This is a genomic window from Flammeovirga sp. EKP202, from assembly GCF_014534745.1.
Classification (GTDB): domain Bacteria; phylum Bacteroidota; class Bacteroidia; order Cytophagales; family Flammeovirgaceae; genus Flammeovirga.
In genome coordinates this window covers 57,470-74,914 of sequence record NZ_JACVVP010000033.1, presented here as the reverse complement: position 1 = coordinate 74,914, position 17,445 = coordinate 57,470, and the positions used below count along the sequence as shown (strand labels likewise).

Annotated in this window: 11 protein-coding genes; 9 read left to right on the top strand and 2 right to left on the bottom strand. The window is 36.5% G+C overall.

Annotated features, from left to right (window positions below):
* The first annotated feature begins 131 nt into the window (after window positions 1-131).
* Genes IC221_RS19035 through IC221_RS19025 form a run of 3 tightly spaced genes read left to right on the top strand, consistent with a single transcriptional unit; the run spans window position 132 to window position 7,238 of the window.
* The gene (locus IC221_RS19035) at window positions 132-3,236 is read left to right on the top strand and encodes a TonB-dependent receptor (RefSeq protein ID WP_188170484.1); all 3,105 of its coding nucleotides are present in this window, start codon (window positions 132-134) and stop codon (window positions 3,234-3,236) included.
* 13 nt (window positions 3,237-3,249) lie between these two features.
* On the top strand, window positions 3,250-5,085 hold the full coding sequence (locus IC221_RS19030; RefSeq protein WP_188170483.1) for a RagB/SusD family nutrient uptake outer membrane protein: 1,836 nt from the start codon (window positions 3,250-3,252) through the stop codon (window positions 5,083-5,085).
* 5 nt (window positions 5,086-5,090) lie between these two features.
* Window positions 5,091-7,238, top strand: a complete 2,148-nt coding sequence (locus IC221_RS19025) for a hypothetical protein (protein ID WP_188170482.1) — start codon at window positions 5,091-5,093, stop codon at window positions 7,236-7,238.
* 725 nt (window positions 7,239-7,963) lie between these two features.
* On the opposite strand, the gene IC221_RS19020 is transcribed toward IC221_RS19025, so the two are convergent.
* On the bottom strand, window positions 7,964-10,828 hold the full coding sequence (locus IC221_RS19020) for a T9SS type A sorting domain-containing protein (protein ID WP_188170481.1): 2,865 nt from the start codon (window positions 10,826-10,828) through the stop codon (window positions 7,964-7,966).
* Between the two features lie 677 nt (window positions 10,829-11,505).
* Complete coding sequence (locus IC221_RS19015) at window positions 11,506-13,377, bottom strand: T9SS type A sorting domain-containing protein (RefSeq protein ID WP_188170480.1); 1,872 nt, start codon at window positions 13,375-13,377, stop codon at window positions 11,506-11,508.
* Window positions 13,378-13,840: 463 nt separating this feature from the next.
* Here IC221_RS19015 and IC221_RS19010 point away from each other — a divergent pair, with 463 nt between their 5' ends.
* The 6 genes from IC221_RS19010 (at window position 13,841) to IC221_RS18985 (ending at window position 17,438) form a co-directional block, all read left to right on the top strand.
* Window positions 13,841-14,248, top strand: a complete 408-nt coding sequence (locus tag IC221_RS19010) for a hypothetical protein (RefSeq protein ID WP_188170479.1) — start codon at window positions 13,841-13,843, stop codon at window positions 14,246-14,248.
* Window positions 14,249-14,495: 247 nt separating this feature from the next.
* A complete protein-coding gene (locus IC221_RS19005; protein ID WP_188170478.1) occupies window positions 14,496-14,909 on the top strand; it encodes a hypothetical protein in 414 nt (137 codons plus the stop codon).
* Between the two features lie 354 nt (window positions 14,910-15,263).
* A complete protein-coding gene (locus IC221_RS19000) occupies window positions 15,264-16,118 on the top strand; it encodes an AraC family transcriptional regulator (RefSeq protein ID WP_188170477.1) in 855 nt (284 codons plus the stop codon).
* Window positions 16,119-16,207: 89 nt separating this feature from the next.
* Complete coding sequence (locus IC221_RS18995; RefSeq protein WP_188170476.1) at window positions 16,208-16,567, top strand: hypothetical protein; 360 nt, start codon at window positions 16,208-16,210, stop codon at window positions 16,565-16,567.
* Window positions 16,567-16,956: a DUF5367 family protein gene (locus tag IC221_RS18990; protein WP_188170475.1), complete on the top strand. Its 390-nt coding sequence runs from the start codon at window positions 16,567-16,569 to the stop codon at window positions 16,954-16,956. The genes IC221_RS18995 and IC221_RS18990 overlap by 1 nt, the downstream gene beginning before the upstream one ends.
* A complete protein-coding gene (locus tag IC221_RS18985) occupies window positions 16,953-17,438 on the top strand; it encodes a DUF1772 domain-containing protein (RefSeq protein WP_188170474.1) in 486 nt (161 codons plus the stop codon). The genes IC221_RS18990 and IC221_RS18985 overlap by 4 nt, the downstream gene beginning before the upstream one ends.
* Window positions 17,439-17,445: the final 7 nt, after the last annotated feature.

The following is a 17,445-nucleotide window of genomic DNA, read 5'->3' as shown; positions in this document are numbered from 1 at the left end:
AAGTGATAAAAAATGAACTTTTAAGTATTAACAAAACAATAGATTCATACACTACAGATGTTGGCCCTTACGAAAAGAAAGATACCCAAAATGCTCTAACAATTGGTTTATTGAAATGAATAATGAAACAAATGAAAAGTAATTTTACAGTATTTAAACTGCTAGACTATCGCCTTTTCTTTCTGATGAGCTTGCTACTTCTCTTTATTAATGTAGACTCAAATGCTCAATCGAGACAGATTTCGGGTAAGATCATAAGTGCAGATGACAATTTCCCTTTACCTGGCGTAAATGTCAGAATTAAAGGTACTACACAAGGAACAGTTTCTAATTTTGATGGTGAGTACTCTCTCTTGGTAGAAGAGGGTGAAGTATTGGAATTTAGTTTTATCGGGATGATTACTCAATTTATTCTTGTAAGTAATCAAAGCAAAATTAATGTATCCCTTAAGGCTGATGTTAAAATACTCGATGAAATTGTGAAGATTGGTTATGGTGAGCAGAAAAAGAAAGAGGTTTCGGGTGCCGTAGCTCACGTAAAAAGTGAAGCATTAGAAGCCTATATTTCTGGTGATGCTACACAAGCTTTACAAGGACAAATTGCAGGTGTGAATGTTACTACTTCTGGTTCTCCAGGGGCTGATGCCGTCGTACAAATTCGTGGTGTAAGTACAGTCTCCGATGTAGCCGGTGCAACCGAACCTCTATATGTTGTAGATGGTATTCCTCAAAATGAAAACCCTCGTTTAGCTCCTTCAGAAATTGAATCGATGGATATTCTGAAAGACCTTGCTTCATGTGCTATCTATGGTACTAGAGGGGCTAATGGTGTAATTCTTATCACTACCAAAAAAGGAGAAGCAGGTAAATTAAATGTTTCTTTAGACGCATCATATGGTATCAAGAATATTACCTCAAGTATTGCATTAATGAATACTCCTGAACAGGTTTATTTTGATATGATTAAGGAAAGAAATAGAGGTGCAAATGATTTTGATAACTCTACAAACCTCCCTATTCCTAGAACCCCAAGTATTTTCCAAAATAATACAGATTTATCCAAGGTAGTGATCATAGACAATCAGCCTACTCAAAACTACAATATTGGTATCAATGGTGGTTCAAAAGGATTGACATACAATTTAACGGGTGGATTTTTTGACGATAGAGGTCCTCTAATCAACTCCGGCTTTTCAAGATACAACGGTAGAGCTGGTGTAAGATACGATAGAGGAAAATGGAATATCTCTTCTTCTATTGCCATCGGTTCAGAAAAGATTGAAAGAACAAGTTCGGGGTTATTGACGCAAACAATCAGATACGACCCTTACAAGCCGGTATTAGATCCTAATAGTAATCAAGCATTGATTGATATAGGTGGAGGTGCTTCTGTTACGAATAGTGTATTGGAAACTATGCGAATGGAAGATGTTGCAGACAGAGATCGTATGCAAGGAAATATCAGTGCCGCTTTTGAAATTATTGATGGCTTAAAGCTTAATTCCAACTTAGGGGTAAGTAACGTGAGTGAGTTCAGATATAGATTCAAACCTTTTATTGAAAATTATGATGAAGATGGTATTCTCCAATCAGACCCTGCCACTTCTTATGTCAGTAACGAATCATCGAGAAGAACTTCAACATCAGCTGATATACGTTTGTCATATCTTAAAAAACTGGGTAATCATAAAATTTCAGCCGTTATTGGATCATCTTATGAAACACATGGCCGCACTAGTTTTTCAGCTCGAAAAAATGGTATAGTCGATAATTCTATTCGAGTACTGGACGGTGCTGCACTTGCTGCATCAGCTACAAACGGTTATAATTACACATACAATATCATCGGTACTTTAGGACGTATTACATATGATTATAAGAGTAAATATATGATCTCTGTAAGTGGTAATTACAACGGTAACTCCAAATTTGCAAGTGATAAAAAATGGAAATTTTTCCCTTCAGCTTCAGCTGCTTGGAATGTATCTGAAGAACAGTTCTGGGAAGGGATGAGATCAGTCGCCAATAACTTTAAAATCCGTGGTTCCCATGGTCAAGTAGGGGGACAAAGCTTCTTGCCTTATTCCGATCAAGCTACGATTCAAAACGGTTTTGATTACCTCTTCGGAGCGGGTGGTTTCCCAACGCTTTACTTTGGTTCTGCACAACAAAACTACGCCAATGGGAACATCCAATGGGAAACTTCTATTCAAAACAACATCGGTATTGACTTAGGGTTACTTGATAATAAAATCATAATTACTTCTGATATCTATCATACTCAAAAGTCTGATATGTTATTCCCAATTCAGTTACCGCCTTCTTCTGGTGTAACGGGAGCAGATTCTAAACTGACAATGAACATCGGTAACATGGTCAATAAAGGTTTTGAATTAGCCGCTACGGTAAAGGGTAGAAAGAAAGATTTTAATTGGAGCATGACGGGTACTTTTACTAAAAACCAAAATGAAATCACAAGTCTAAATGCTGATCAATTTATTTATACTACTGACCCTGGTTTGATTAATGGTGCAGGTGCATCTTCGAAAGTAACAGTATTTTCAGAAGGTTATGAAGCAGGTGCCTTTTTCTTATACGAAACAGACGGTGTTATCAAAACGGAGGAACAGTTAAGAGCTTATCAGGCAATCAAGCCTGATGCTCGAATGGGCGACTTGGTTTATCGTGATACTAATAATGATGGGACTATCACTGATGAAGATAGAGTATACATGGGCTCCGGTTTCTCGAACTGGGAAAGTGGTTTTATTGTCAATATTGGTTGGAAAGGTTTTGATTTTATGATGCATTGGTACGCTGCTATCGGTCATAAAGTAATGAACGGTTCTAAAGCAATGGCTTACTCAGAAGGAAGACACCAAGATCAAGTGAACACTTGGAACAGAGCTAATCCTAACTCAGATACTCCTGCGTGGAGAGGAACTACAAAAGAACACGATAACTTCAGAGCATACACTGACCTTTGGTTAGAAGATGGTTCATATTTACGCTTGAAAAACATTCAGATAGGCTACACACTACCAAAAAGAGTAACGAAGCGCTTGGGTATGACCAATTGTAGATTTTATGTTTCAGCACAAAACCCTATCACATTTACAAACTACGAAGGTTATGATCCTGAAGCTGCCGGTAATGGTGTTTCTTCAAGAGGATTGGATAAAGGAAACTACCCGATCTCTGCTCTTTACCTTACAGGCTTTAAGTTGAACTTCTAGACCATTGAAAACAATGAAACTGAATATAAAAGAATTATTAAAACACGGTTGGTATGCAGTATTGTTTACTTCATTGATAGGCTGTTCAGATGTCTTGAATGAAGATAACCCCAATGCCAAACCGAAAAAAGACTACTTTACATCACTTTCTGAATCAGACAAAGTACTTACTGCCACTTATTCTGCTTTATTGAATCATTATAATCTCAATATAATGGAAGAAGCTTGGCGTTCTGATTTAGGGTATCCTTCCTTTTCTAGCGGCAGACCAGCCTTGAGTAGCGTTGGTGAAGCGTGGTATTTTAAATCATATACCAATTCTCAAAAGGAAATCAATAAAAAATGGGAAGCACTTTATATTGGTGCATTCAGAGCCAATCAGTTGATTGAAGGACTTGAAGGCCGTTTAGCTGATCAAAAGGATAATGAGATTTGGATACTTCAAATGGCACAAGCTCGATTACTAAGAGGTATTTTTCACTTTTGGGCTTATCAGACCTTCAACAATGGCCGAATTATTATCAGAGATAAAGTTCCTGTTGAATTAGACGAATTCAATATTCCTGTTTCTTCCAAAGAAGAAGTTAGAGCGTTTATCTTAAGTGATTTTGAATACGCCTATGAAAACCTACCGGCGACATGGGGTTCGGCTGCACAAGATGAGCTTTCAGCGGGAAGAATGAATAAAGCGATTGCCACAATATTTTTAGCCAATCTTTATTTCTTTGAAGCCCCTGCCACTGTTGATGGGGATGCCATAGAGCCTGATTACGAAAAGGCCCTTGCTTACTATCAAGAAATCATGAATAACTACAATTTTGCATTGGTAGGCGATCCTGAAATGATGTTTACTAGAGCTGGTGAGTTCAATAGCGAAGCCATTTTTGAGGTGATTTATGACGACAACTTAAGACCCGAATTGGATAAATTTGATGAGCAATCACCAAGTAACCGATTGGCAAGATACAATGCTCCTGGTATTAAAGGGGGGGCAAGATCAATGACACCTACCGCTTGGTTGGCTTATAAATACAAAACAGAACGTATTGATCCTTTAGATAAAAGAAATACAGGAACAGTGATTGACCTGACTACTAAAGAAGAAATTGAAGTGATCAGAGATATTTCTTTAAGAGCATCAGCAAGTGTCGCTTTAGTCAATGATCTTTATACTGAATACTATAGATCAGGAATTACGCCTGTTTCTGCTACTTTCGGTAAATATGAATTTTCTTATTTCAAGAAATACACCAACCATGATATCGTCACTTCAGAAGGCAACTTGCCGAAAGGGGCTTGGTATTCTGGAAAAAACATTACCATTCACCGACTGTCTGAAGTATACCTTAACGTAGCAGAGTGTTATTTACAAAAGGGAGATGTCACTTCTGCTCTAAAATACATCAACGATGTAAGAGCAAAATGGGGACTGGTACTCCTCGGTTCTTCATCAGTGGGAGAACACTCTGACAGAACTTATGATGAATTGGATTACACAGTGGATGCTTTAATGGAGCACTTAATGTTTACTGAAAAACCTCTTGAGCTTTCTGTAGAAGGGCATTCAATTCGCTGGATCGATTTGAGAAGATGGGGTAAAATTAGTGAAGCTTTCCAAAGAGCCTCAAATGAAGTGTACCATGCTATTCAATTCCAATTTATAGACCCTACAACTGGAAATAAGGTCAAAAGAAACAGAGCGGACTTACAAGTAGGTTCAGACCCTAACAACAAAAGTATTGATATCATCGATTGTGTTGACGCTTACAACAACTACATCCCTGAGCTACACGACTACTACCCTCTTCCGCTTGAAGAGATTATTTCTAATCCTAACTTAGGTCAATAAGTACAATGAGAAAATTAAAATTTATCTATATCAGTATTCTTGCTTTGTTAGTTTTAGGCTGTAACAAAGACAATGAAAATGAAATCCCTGCCTATTCGGATATCTCATGGTATACCGAAGCGGGAGGTTTCGCACACATCAACTTAGCCAGAGAAGTGGGGCAATCCATTTCCTTTATGGACTTATCTCAAGGTATCTACTCTCACGAGTGGGTACTGGATAGTGGCAACTTTTTTATTGAAGGAGATTTCCAAAAAGGAGATGATCTTACACAATTTATCGTTCCTAACAGTGGCCTTTCTTCGGATGCTTACAACGTAAATGTCCTGTTTATGGAAGAAGGCCTTCAAGGTGTAAGGCTTTACAACAAGTTTTACCATCCTGTAGAATATATCGGTTACAATGGTACTAGTCATGAAGAAGCCGATACACTAACGTCTTACATGGATGAAGAAGGAATGTGGGTCATTGATACCACTTTTTATGTGGACGTATACGGTGTTTTAGAGCCAGAAGTAATTATTGAAAAAGATGGTGAAATGCTGGTTCACATAAAAACGGATTCAATTATTTATATTGAAAATGGAGAACAAAAAATCATTACAGATCAGGATGAAAATATTGAGTTCCCAACTTTTGATGTTGAGTGGGGTGAAGTGATCACCTACAGAGATGTTACTTCAGCAGGCCGACCGGATAGCAGAGCATGGACTTTCCCTTCTAATACTTCTGTCAACGGTTATGACAATGGTGGAGATAGTAATCTTGATCCTGAAAATGCTGTATCGGTAGATTTAATCTTCGATTCTTTTGAGAAAAGTGGAGCAGGTAGCCTAGAAATAGAACGTTCTGCAGAAGTAGTCGCTAGTAAAGTAAAATTAAATTTACCTTTTACTTTCAATGTCATTCCTCCTGCTTTAAAAGCTGATTTCAAAGTCTACCATAGAGGGGTAGAAGTTTTACATATTGATGGAGATAATGTCCCTAGTGATGATGTCTCTACATGGATCACACTGGACATTGCTTTAGATGATGAATTGATATTTGAAGATCTTACTCCTGAAATTACTGCTTTAACAAGAGAATGGAATTTTGTAAGTGGTGCGAAGTCCGGTACTACAGGTACAGCACAGACAGAGACGAATACGTATTCTGATATTGTAAATGCAGCAAAAGTTGGCAGCTTTACCGTCTCAAGAACCATCAATAATGAAGAACAAACTTCAACGAAAATCATTCCACTACTCCTTAATGTTACATTAACACAAGATGGTGATACAGAAGTATTGGGTGATATTACCACAACAGATGAAATCAGTAACACTATTCTTTTTACTAGTAATGAAGAATTAAAAGATTTTGAGACTACCGTAATCAATGATTTTAGTGTGATAGGAACCGATGTGAATGGTGCTCCACTTAGTATTAATATTACCTCAGTAGTTCTGAATCCTGATAATAAAAAAGAAGTGGTGATCACAGTTGACAATGACATCTACAACTCTGACAATCTTCAATTGGCTTATACAGGAACAGCCATCAAATCAAGAGCAGACATTCCATTAAATACATTTGGCCTACCGGTTATCGGTATCAATAATGCCGTAGAGGTTTTAGATGAAGCATTCAAAAGCTTTGAAGAGTACAAAGGAAAAGCTACAGGTGGCGCTGCCAAAGGTTGGATTTCTTCACATGATGGCGCTCCAAAAGATACACGCTACTTTTATTACCAAAGAACAGATTCCAAGGCTTCAGAGGGAGACCATAGTATGATGTTCTTTGCGGATTATGATTTAGCGACTATTGCAAAGGATAAAAAAGTAGAAACTTCAGTCAGTGAAGGTCATATCCTAGATGTTCCAGAAGGCGTTTATGAAGTATCATTAGATATCTACGCTGAAGACGGGGCAATCACTTCTCCACTCAATGAAAATTTTGAAATTAAACTGACAGGTACAACTACATTGAGTTACAAAATAGACTACAATGCTTTACCAAAAGGAGAATGGACGACCATCAAAATCAGAAATACATTCGGGCCTAGTAATAGTGCCACAAAACTCGTACTTCAATTCGACAGTGAAGTAAGCAGTTCAGGAAATGTACATTTCTACATCGACAATGTATCGATGAGAGGTCTAAAAACAAGATAAAAATCTACCCCACCATAAAAGTGTTTGAAGGTGGCTTGAGGAGAAATCCTTGGGCTACCTTTTTTAACTTCTTGCAGATCAAGCACGTTGTAAACTAAATTATCATCAACTTTCAATCAGCCTTTCTGCCAGCATTTATAGGATCAACTTTCAAACTTCCTTCTTCTTCATTTTTGTCTTAACACAAAAACGAAGCAAAAAAGTCAAGGCTTTGAAGTCAAAAGCTAAATTTCATTCCTTGAGCCTATTAAAAGGCTAACTCGATCAAAACTTCATCGTTTTGAGATGCTCAAACAGCAAAATCATTCTTAACGGCTCAATACATGAAATTCTTAACGCTTTTCCCTTCAAGGCCGATTTAGATACTACTAAATGATGGTCTGATTACATGTCAAAAGACAAAGGTTTTATAATAACCTTCTAAAATGCAGTTATGTAGGGTCGTTGCATTGCAACGTCCTCGCGAACCACAATACATTACCATTTATCTTTCATAAGAGGAATTACATTAATTACGAAAGCCTCGTTTACAGTGTATTAAGCAATCTTAAAATCATTTAAGTGAAAGGAGTAAAATTTAGCTTTTGACTTCTAAGCCTAGATTTTTTGATTCGTTTTTTATCAATGGAAAAATGAAAAAGAAGGAATCTTGAAAGTGAGACAAAACCACCCAATCATCACATGATGACCGAGTGGTTTTATTTTTTTATCAATCTCTAAAATTATTATTCTATAATTATTTTTTCAGTTTGATAAACACCATCTGCAAGCAATCGGATAATATAAACTCCCACTCCTGCTTGGCTTAAATCAACCGAAGAAGTAGCAAAAGACTGGTAAATTTTCTGACCTTGTAAATTGAATACTTCAACACTTCCAGCTTCAGATGAAGTACCCCAATCAATGTGTATGAAGCCTTGACTTGGGTTAGGGAAGATTTTTATATTCAGTGATGTTGTCGTTTCTAACTCGACATTACGCCTTCTTGTTCCACTTGAAGAAGATTGGATCTTGAACTGCTGCCATTCTGAAACTCCATCACTTGTGCATAGCATGTTATTACGGAGATACAATGCATTACTCCCTTTGATTGCATAAATATCATTTCCAAAATCCTCTAACGTAAACTTCTCCCAAGTACCAATTTCAGTGCGGGTACATGTCAGTTCTTTGTTACCATTTTCTGAACTTACATACTTTCCATTACTTCCTTTGAAGGAAACCGTTCCATCAGTATTTTCAATCATTTCAAATTGCTCTGTTGCTCCAACTGTACTCACAATGGTCAATTTTTCCTCATCTGAAGCACTGATATAGCTAAAACTTCCTTGATTTTGAATCGAAACAATGAGGCTTGAAGGAATAACATCAAATGTACAATTATCTTCTTTTAAGTTAGAATCCCACGCACCCCCAACAGGACGAAGTGCTACTTTCAATTGATAAGCTGTTCCCACTGGCCAATCTGTATCTTGATTTACGGTTAGTGTCAATGTTCCTGTTCCTGCCTGTACTGTTTGGATGGAGTTCGCTAACCAAGTTCCATCAGGTTGATGTACAATGGCCAATATGTCGTTTTCCGTTTCAGAAGCATAATTCACTGACACTGCCAAGTTATTGCCTGTATTGATAGGTGCTGGGCAATTCACTAGACTTATCGCATTTTCAATGGCCGATTTGACTTCAAACTTAGTGTTTTTCTCATCATAATTGGTGTCCCAAGCCCCACCTACTGGTCGTATAGCAATTTTCAAATTATAATCTGATGCTACCTCCCAAGCTGTTGGTGGAGTGATCGTTAAAGTTACATTTCCTTGGCCTGCTTGAACGGTTTGTACTGCATTAGTTAGCCAAGTGCCATCTGGTCCGTTAACAATGGCCATTACATCATTTTGAGTAGCAGAAGTGTAAGCTAACGTCACATCAAAGCTCTCGCCTGTCACGACTGAGGAAGGTGGATTGACAAATGCTACAGTATTCGTTGGGTCAGTACCATCATTACCACAATTAGGATCAGGAGTACCCGTTTCAGACCAATATTTCTGCGCTTGAGCTTCTGTCTTTTTCTGGTAATTCCCTAAAACAACAACTGAACTTTGTGCCATTACAATTTTATCAATTTGATAACCATGTGAACGCCCGCAAATCTCCATTGTGTAAGTACCAGCAGTTGGGAATTTTACATTTACCCAATTATGATCGTGATCAAACTCTGCTACTCCATGAAGCCAAAAACCAGGATCACTTCGTCCATAAAACTTGAAGAAATCTGAAGTGGTTTTACCCCCAATAATCGCAACGTCGCCTAAAAATCTCAACCAAGCATCATTACTCAAATCAGTACCTTGCTGTCCATCAACTTTGCCTCTTTCTTCCTCGTTTTGACGAACAAACCATTTAAAAGTGTATGTTCCAGGTGTATTAATTTTAAAGCTATACGTTATTGTATTTGCTGGATTTTGGGTGTTATAACTATTTGGACCATCATAATAAATGTATTTTCCACCGGATGCATATTGCTCATCTGTACCCAGTTTCCATGCTCCTTTTAATGGAATTCTTTCCGCTTCAAACACCATCAAACCTCCTGTTTCATACGATTCAATTGCAGGACAATAATCACTATCGGGAGCATCACTTTCAGTAATACCATTTACGAATTGCGTCTGTAGCTTGCTTGGATTACCATCTTGATCTCCATACAACAAAAACCATATCATGCCTGCGTCCGAAATATCTGCCTTACTTTTGCTATTGACATTCATTCTGTCCCATAAAAAATTCACATCCGTATCAGCATGATCTCTCATCCAAGTCCACTGTGAGTAATCGTTTGATCCATTGATGTTATTTGTACTCCATCCTTTTGTCAAATTGCTCGATTGGTTTTGATCTTTAATGCGTATAAAATTCACCCCCTCACTTACAGGAAAATTTTGTAATACATGTTCAATTCTTCTGTGATTGACTCTTCGGATGTTATTGTCATTGTAGTTACTATGAGAGACGATATAAAGGTGATTTATCGCCGATGATTTACCATCTGCTTTTACCTTTTCTAAAGCCCTGTAGAGAAACTCAGTTGGTCCCATCGAAACAAAATACAAAGGATCATTGGCTGTAGAAATTTTGATTTGCTCGGCCAAATGATTGATCGCTGCTGTATTATTAGCAGAAACGTCGTAGAAAACAGAAGGATCAAAATTTGTGAAACGTTGCAAAGCTCCATCAACTCCTTCTTTCATTACATTTACAGCAGAAGTATGTGCCGGTGATCCTATAAAGTTATTATAAGAATAATGCACCAACTTCCCTTCTAACCCAGCATTGGCCAACATAGCCAACGCAGCTGGAGTCGCGCTCCAATCGTCTTCGTCACCTCTTTGCCAATTAGCATTATAGGTGAAAGTTCTCCCTGCGTCAGCAGCAGGAGCCGTGGCGGTTACGGTACCTCCCCATGTGTTGGGATCCGCTTGATTGTTGCCATCTGCACTTACGGCAATACGGTTATTACTATAACCGTAGCCTGTAGCAGAAAAAGTCTGTGTAGCAATGCATAACATTACTGCCATGAAAAAAAGTCTAATCATTTTTATTGGATTTTAGGGTTATGAAACTCAGGGAATTTTCCCTTTGTTCTTATGATGAAATTACGGATCACAATTTTATCTTAATATTGTCCTATTCCAATCGGCTAGACTTTACATTAACTTATCAAATCAATGATAAATGCATAACAATAACTTATCAATCAACCATTTACAAAAGTAAAGGTGGGGTAAAAAAATAGAATAAAGGGGATGAATGGTAAGTTGACTACATTGTAAACTAAGTTTTCGTTATTTATTATATTTAGAAATCAGGAGATTTCTGATGATCTAAAGGACACGAATGACACTAAGGCTTAACATTCGCGCCAGTGAGCTTTCTACCATTTTAGTTTGATAGTAATTCCCCCTGCATTAAAGGGAGTTACTATTAAATGATTGTCTGATTACAGATGAGTAATTATTAATGAAAACTTAGTTTACAATGTAGTTCCTACTCAAGTAATTTTAATGCTTTGATTTAAAGGGGAATATTGTTTTGTAAGATTCTTACTTCATATATCTTTTATTCAGCTCATTCCATTTCATCATTTACTCTTTTGAATATTTTAAATCAAAGATCAATAGGCAATTGTAAGAATGAAATAATCACAATGTCCACATTTAACAACTCCACATAGAATAGTTATGCTTTTTAATTACCTAAAAGTAATGTTTGGTTATTTGATCACTAGTTTTTCGATATAATAAGCGTCATCTACAACTAGACGAATAATATAAATCCCTGCTTCTTTTTGGTTTAAATCAATAGTAGATGTTCCTGAGGATTGAAAAACTTTCTGACCTTGTAAATTGAAAACTTCAACATTTCCTGCTTCGGAGGCAGTACCCCAATCAATTTGAATGAAGCCCTCACTTGGATTCGGGAAAATTTTTGGCGCTATATTAACATTAACGTCATCAATAGAAGTAATAGGATTCTCAGCATCGGGATCTTCTTTACCACAATTTGGATCAGGAGTTCCTGTCTCCGCCCAATATCTACCTGCCTGTGCTTCTGTTTTTTTCTGATAGTCTCCAAAAGCCACTGTACCACTTTTTGCCATCAAAATTTTATCAATCTGATAACCATGTGAACGTCCACAAATTTCCATGGTATAAGTCCCTGCCTCTGGAAATTTTAAATTCACCCAATTATGTTCATGATGAAATTCGGCTACGCCATGTAGCCAAAACCCGGGATCACTTCTTCCATAAAATTTAAAAAACTCTGATGTGGAAGTTCCTGCAATATGGACCACATCATCTAAAAACCTTACCCAAGCATCATTACTTAAGTCAGTACCTTGTTTTCCATCCACTTTTCCCCTTTCTTCTTCATTTTGACGCACAAACCATTTGAGAGTGTAAGTTCCAGGAGTGTTGATTTTAAAGCTATAAGTTAGCGTATTGGCTGGGTTTTGATTTTTATAGTTATTCGGTCCATCGTAATAAATATATTGACCTCCTGAAGCATATTCTTCATCTGTACCTAACTTCCAAGCTCCTCTCAATGCGATTCGTTCCGCTTCAAAAACCATAATTCCACCCATTTCAAAAGATTCTAGAACAGGACAATTCTCTATTTTGGGTGTTTCTATTTGTGCTATTCCATTCTCAAATTGTGCTTTTAATTTGCTTGGATTACCATCTTGATCACCGTATAATAAGAACCAAACCATGCCTGCATCTGAAATGTCTGCCTTGCTCTTACTGTCGATATTCATTCTTTCCCATAAAAAATTAACATCAGCGTCTGTATGATCTCTCAACCAATTCCATTGAGAATAATCATTTGAACCATTTACATTGTTTGTACTCCATCCTTGTGTAAGGTTTGTCGATTGGTTTTGATCTTTGATACGCTTAAAATTTACTCCTTCCGTTACCGGGAAATTCTCCAATACATGTTCAATTCTTCTGTGCTCGGCTCTTCGAATATTATTGTCATTATAATTACTATGCGAAATAATGTACAGATGTTGAATGGCGGCTTCTTTACCGTCTGCTTTTACTTTTTCCAAAGCTTGATAAAGGAATTCAGTAGAGCCCATTGATACAAAATACAGAGGATCTTCAGCGGTAGATATTTTAATTTGATCGGCTAAATGATGGATGGCAGCTGTATTATTAGCAGATACATCATAAAAGACCGAAGTATCAAAATTCGTAAAACGTTGTAATGCTCCATCTACACCTTCTTTCATAATGTTGGCAGCTGTTGTGTGTGGTGGCGATCCTATAAAATTATTATAAGAATAATGTACTAACTGTCCCTCCAACCCGGCATTTGCCAACATTGCCAAAGCTGCAGGTGTCGCACTCCAATCGTCTTCATCTCCTCTTTGCCAATTGGAATTATAGTTGAAAGTTTTGCCAGCATCAGCAGAAGGTGCCGTAGCTGTAACACTACCTCCCCATGTATTGGGATCAGCCTGATTGTTACCGTCTGCACTAATAGCTATTCGGTTGTTATTATAACCGTAACCTGTCGCAGAAAAAGTTTGTGTAGCAATGCTTAACATTGCTGCAAGAATAAAAAATCGAATCATACGAATTGGATGATTTAAAGGTTAAGGAAACTTAGGGAACTTCCCTTCGTCTCTTTATAATTAAATTATGATGATCAATTTTATCTTAATATTGTCCTATTCCAATCGGTTAGACTTTACAAAAACTTATCAAACTAGTGATTGACACCTTACAATAACTTATCAATCCTTCATTTTCTATCTAAAGGTGGTCAAAAAAATAAGAAATAGGGGATAAATGGCTATTTAAGTAAACTCCAAACGGATATTAAGTCCAAAGTAAAGTTCATTTTGAGATGCTCAATACCCATCCAACAACTGTTATTTTCATACGTAATTTCATGGATTGAATCGCTAAAAACGGAAAACCATAATAACAATCGTTAACAGATTTAATTCTATCAAGATGGTGGCATATGGGGGAAATTAAGATCTAAAGAAGGTAAAGTAAATTATTATTTTTAACCTTTTAAATTTCAACTAAATGAAATACTTAAATGTATTATCCCTATTTCTATTTCTTTTTTCTTGTTCCACAACTAACGAAGAAACTGTTGTTGATGCAGAAGCCTACAACAAATCCTTGCAACAAAGCTTCGAACTAACAGCTCCTTTGGATTCTAAAAGCGGAATGGAAGCATTTTTTGCTCATTTTAAATCACAGAAAATCGTTTTAGACGGTGAAATGAGAAGTATTACGCAAGAGGAACTCACTTTACTCTATGACCTAACGCTGGAAAAAATAGCGCTATTCGCTACTCCTTCCAATGCCAAAAAAGCGCCTACAAGAGAACAAATTAGAGACGCAATGCGTGCTGAATGCGGAGGATACATGCTTGGACTAGATTGGTGGTGTAAAGCTGCTGTAGACATCGCTTATTTACTTGGCTAATTCATTTTCTCATCAATTATTGATTGAATTTTATGTAATACAATAAAATATAGATGATAATTGATACATCTCTCAAAAACAGCTAACTAAATTAATTATTCATGAAACTACATAAGATAATAATTCTCACCTTATTGGTATCTATTGTTTTAGCCATGATACATCCTATGTTATTGATATTTGTCTGGATTTGTCAAGTGGCCTTTAACAAGAAAATTTTTTATTCAATCATTAAATTCTTAAACTAATGAAACTCTTAAGTGTACTATCACTCTCATTACTTCTGTTTATTGCTTCATGTTCAACAACGAATGAAGAAAAAATAATTGACGCAGAAGTTCACAACAAAACTTTACAAGATAGCTTTGAATTAACATCACCTCTGGATTCCAAAAGTGGAATGGAAGCATTTATTAGTCATTTTAGCACTTTCAAAATCGAGGAAAATAATCAAGTAAGAAATATTACTGAAGAGGAACTTCTTTATTTCTATAATTTAACGCTGGAAAAAATAGCTCAATTTGAAATTCCTTCCAATGCTAAAAAAGCACCTACAAGAGAAGAAATCCGAAGTGCTTTACTTAACGAATGTGGAGGGTACTTCTCAGGACTTGATGTTGCATGTAAAACAGCTGTTTGGATCGCTTACTATCTTGGCTAAATGCTCAATCAATAAAGGTAAAAGACCAAATTAGTACCTAAAAAGATAGCTAATAAAATGGAATTTCGTTGAACACAAATTCCTTGTCATAAATCCCCATTCCTCTACTTCATCAAACTGAGGAATGGGGAATTTTTGTTATTTAGTTTACAGTGTAATTAAAAATATGAAACACAAACCATTATTTTGATGTTTGTACATTCTGAATTAAATTATCGGATAACTCTAGTTGTGGAAATCATGAGATAAAGCTCTTTCTACTTCGTTTATTTAAGGAATAGAACATAGTAAAACCTATTTAAATAGTATCTGATAGTTGTCGATACTGTGAACCACAACTGAAATAATAAAGCAATGAACCGAGACATAATTGATATCAACGATTGTACTATTTTATTAGAAGAAGCAACAACCACCGAGAGTTCGCTTGTTGATGTTTGTTCGTTTGATGAACCTGTGATTGGCATTGCGTTTTATGGTGCGGGTAATGTAGGCTTGAACATAAAATATAAAGACAAATCCAAAGCATTTCAGTATACAAAAGGTATGGTCCTATCGTTTTATGCAGACGAAAACGTTTCCTTTGAACATCATGTCTCCGCTGATAAACCTTTGCAATGTGTAGTAATTGCCACTGCACTTAGAAATATCAATCAATTACCTAATGATGAAGGACAATTATTAGAAACGTTTTTAAATGAATTGGTCCACCCCAAAGATCACTACGTTGAAGGCCCAGTGTTTAATATGACACCAGAACTTTTTCAATTAGTAGGGTTATTTTTCAAAAATCAATACGAAGGGCAAGTGAAAATGATGTTTTACCGAAGTCATATGTCGGCGTTATTATCTCATTATTTTGGACAGTTGGCCAGTCAAAATGTATTGAAAGTCAATACCGATGCACTTGAAAAGATCAACTTAGCACAAGAGATTCTATTATCTAATTTAGAAAATCCGCCTTCTTTAACTGAACTTGCTTCCAAAATTGGAACCAATACCAATAAACTGAAGAAAGAGTTTAAAGCTCAATTTGGTGTTCCGGTGTTTAAATACCTTCAAGAGGAACGTCTAAAAAAAGCGTATAACTTAATTAAAAACGAACAAAAGACCATTCAAGAAGCCGCTTGGAATGTGGGCTACGATAGCTTAGGTTCCTTCTCTAATGCCTTCGAAAAAAAATTCGGTTTTCGCCCTAGTCAAGTTTAAAATTCCTTTCAAATAAATCCCTCTCCTTTTCGAATAAGCCCCTCTAAGTCGGCTATTATACATTTGTGTCATAATCAAATCAAAAAATTATGACAACTGAATTTAATACGCTAAAAGGAGTCATCTGGATTGCTCTTATCATTTTCCTCACTGCAAAAGTATGGAGTTATCCTTCTAATCTTTCAGTTCAAAAAACGATTATTATTCCCTCAATCAATGGAGATCATGAACTCCAAATGAAAGCCCTTTCTATACTTCAAAACAAATGCAATACCTGTCATCGAAAGAGGAATCCATTTATGATTTTCTCTCAGAAGAACATGAACAAACGTGCCTCTAAAATCAAGAAACAAGTCTTTGAACTTGGTCGCATGCCCAAAGAAGATGGCACACCCTTGACAGAAGCTGAATATTCTACTTTACAAAATTGGATTGATTCCCTACAATAATGAAAAATATCATCTCAAGCATCGTATATGCCCTTTTGGTATGGGCATTAGGTGTAAGCCTATTCCTCAGTTCTTTTTATGTTCCAGTGTTAGAAAATGCAGAACGACAAGCTGATATAGTGTTAGCGTTAGGAATCATCCCTAGTGCCACTTTGGGTACTTACTTGTTCTATCGAAAAGGAAAAATGAATCCTTCACATTTGGCCCTTTTATTTGTTGTTGTCGCCGTATTGATGGACTTATTGATTACTGTTCCCGTTTTTATTATTCCAGCGGGCGGAAGTTATTCCGAATTTTTCCAAAATACCATGTTTTACACCATTGCCGTAGAATTCTACTTTATCGTATTCTATTTCGGGAAGCACCTCACCAAAAGAAAAGCATTATGAAAACAGGACTTCTATTTATTACAGTTCTATTAACAGCCCTTTCGGCGGGAATATTTTTTACATGGTCTGTTTCGGTGATTTTAGGTACAAAAAAAGTTGGAGACTTCACTTACCTCGAAACCATGCAAAGCATTAATCGAGAAATCTTAAACCCTGTATTCTTTCTCGTCTTTTTTGGAAGTTTAATTACCCTAATCTCAACGTCTGTTTTAGAATTTCATCACCGACCCTCTTTCTGGTGGATCATCGCTTCTACGCTACTTTATTTGGTCGGTACTTTTGGAATTACAGCTTTTGGGAATGTTCCATTAAACAATGAATTAGAGGCTATAAACCTAATTCAGCTCACTCCAAGTGAACTCAAAAACTTCAGAACCTATTATGAAACGCATTGGAACCAATACCATACCATCAGAACTGTAGCATCAATGCTTTCATTTATCTTTTTACTCATCGTAACATTTATCCAAACATCACTTTAAATATTTA

Excerpts from the sequence above, each read along its gene's own strand:
- IC221_RS19020 (WP_188170481.1), bottom strand. The coding sequence starts at position 10,828 with ATGATTAGACTTTTTTTCATGGCAGTAATGTTATGCATTGCTACACAG.
- IC221_RS18995 (WP_188170476.1), top strand. The coding sequence starts at position 16,208 with ATGACAACTGAATTTAATACGCTAAAAGGAGTCATCTGGATTGCTCTT.
- IC221_RS19005 (WP_188170478.1), top strand. The coding sequence starts at position 14,496 with ATGAAACTCTTAAGTGTACTATCACTCTCATTACTTCTGTTTATTGCT.
- IC221_RS18985 (WP_188170474.1), top strand. The coding sequence starts at position 16,953 with ATGAAAACAGGACTTCTATTTATTACAGTTCTATTAACAGCCCTTTCG.
- IC221_RS19000 (WP_188170477.1), top strand. The coding sequence starts at position 15,264 with ATGAACCGAGACATAATTGATATCAACGATTGTACTATTTTATTAGAA.
- IC221_RS19010 (WP_188170479.1), top strand. The coding sequence starts at position 13,841 with ATGAAATACTTAAATGTATTATCCCTATTTCTATTTCTTTTTTCTTGT.
- IC221_RS19035 (WP_188170484.1), top strand. The coding sequence starts at position 132 with ATGAAAAGTAATTTTACAGTATTTAAACTGCTAGACTATCGCCTTTTC.
- IC221_RS19025 (WP_188170482.1), top strand. The coding sequence starts at position 5,091 with ATGAGAAAATTAAAATTTATCTATATCAGTATTCTTGCTTTGTTAGTT.
- IC221_RS19015 (WP_188170480.1), bottom strand. The coding sequence starts at position 13,377 with ATGATTCGATTTTTTATTCTTGCAGCAATGTTAAGCATTGCTACACAA.
- IC221_RS19030 (WP_188170483.1), top strand. The coding sequence starts at position 3,250 with ATGAAACTGAATATAAAAGAATTATTAAAACACGGTTGGTATGCAGTA.
- IC221_RS18990 (WP_188170475.1), top strand. The coding sequence starts at position 16,567 with ATGAAAAATATCATCTCAAGCATCGTATATGCCCTTTTGGTATGGGCA.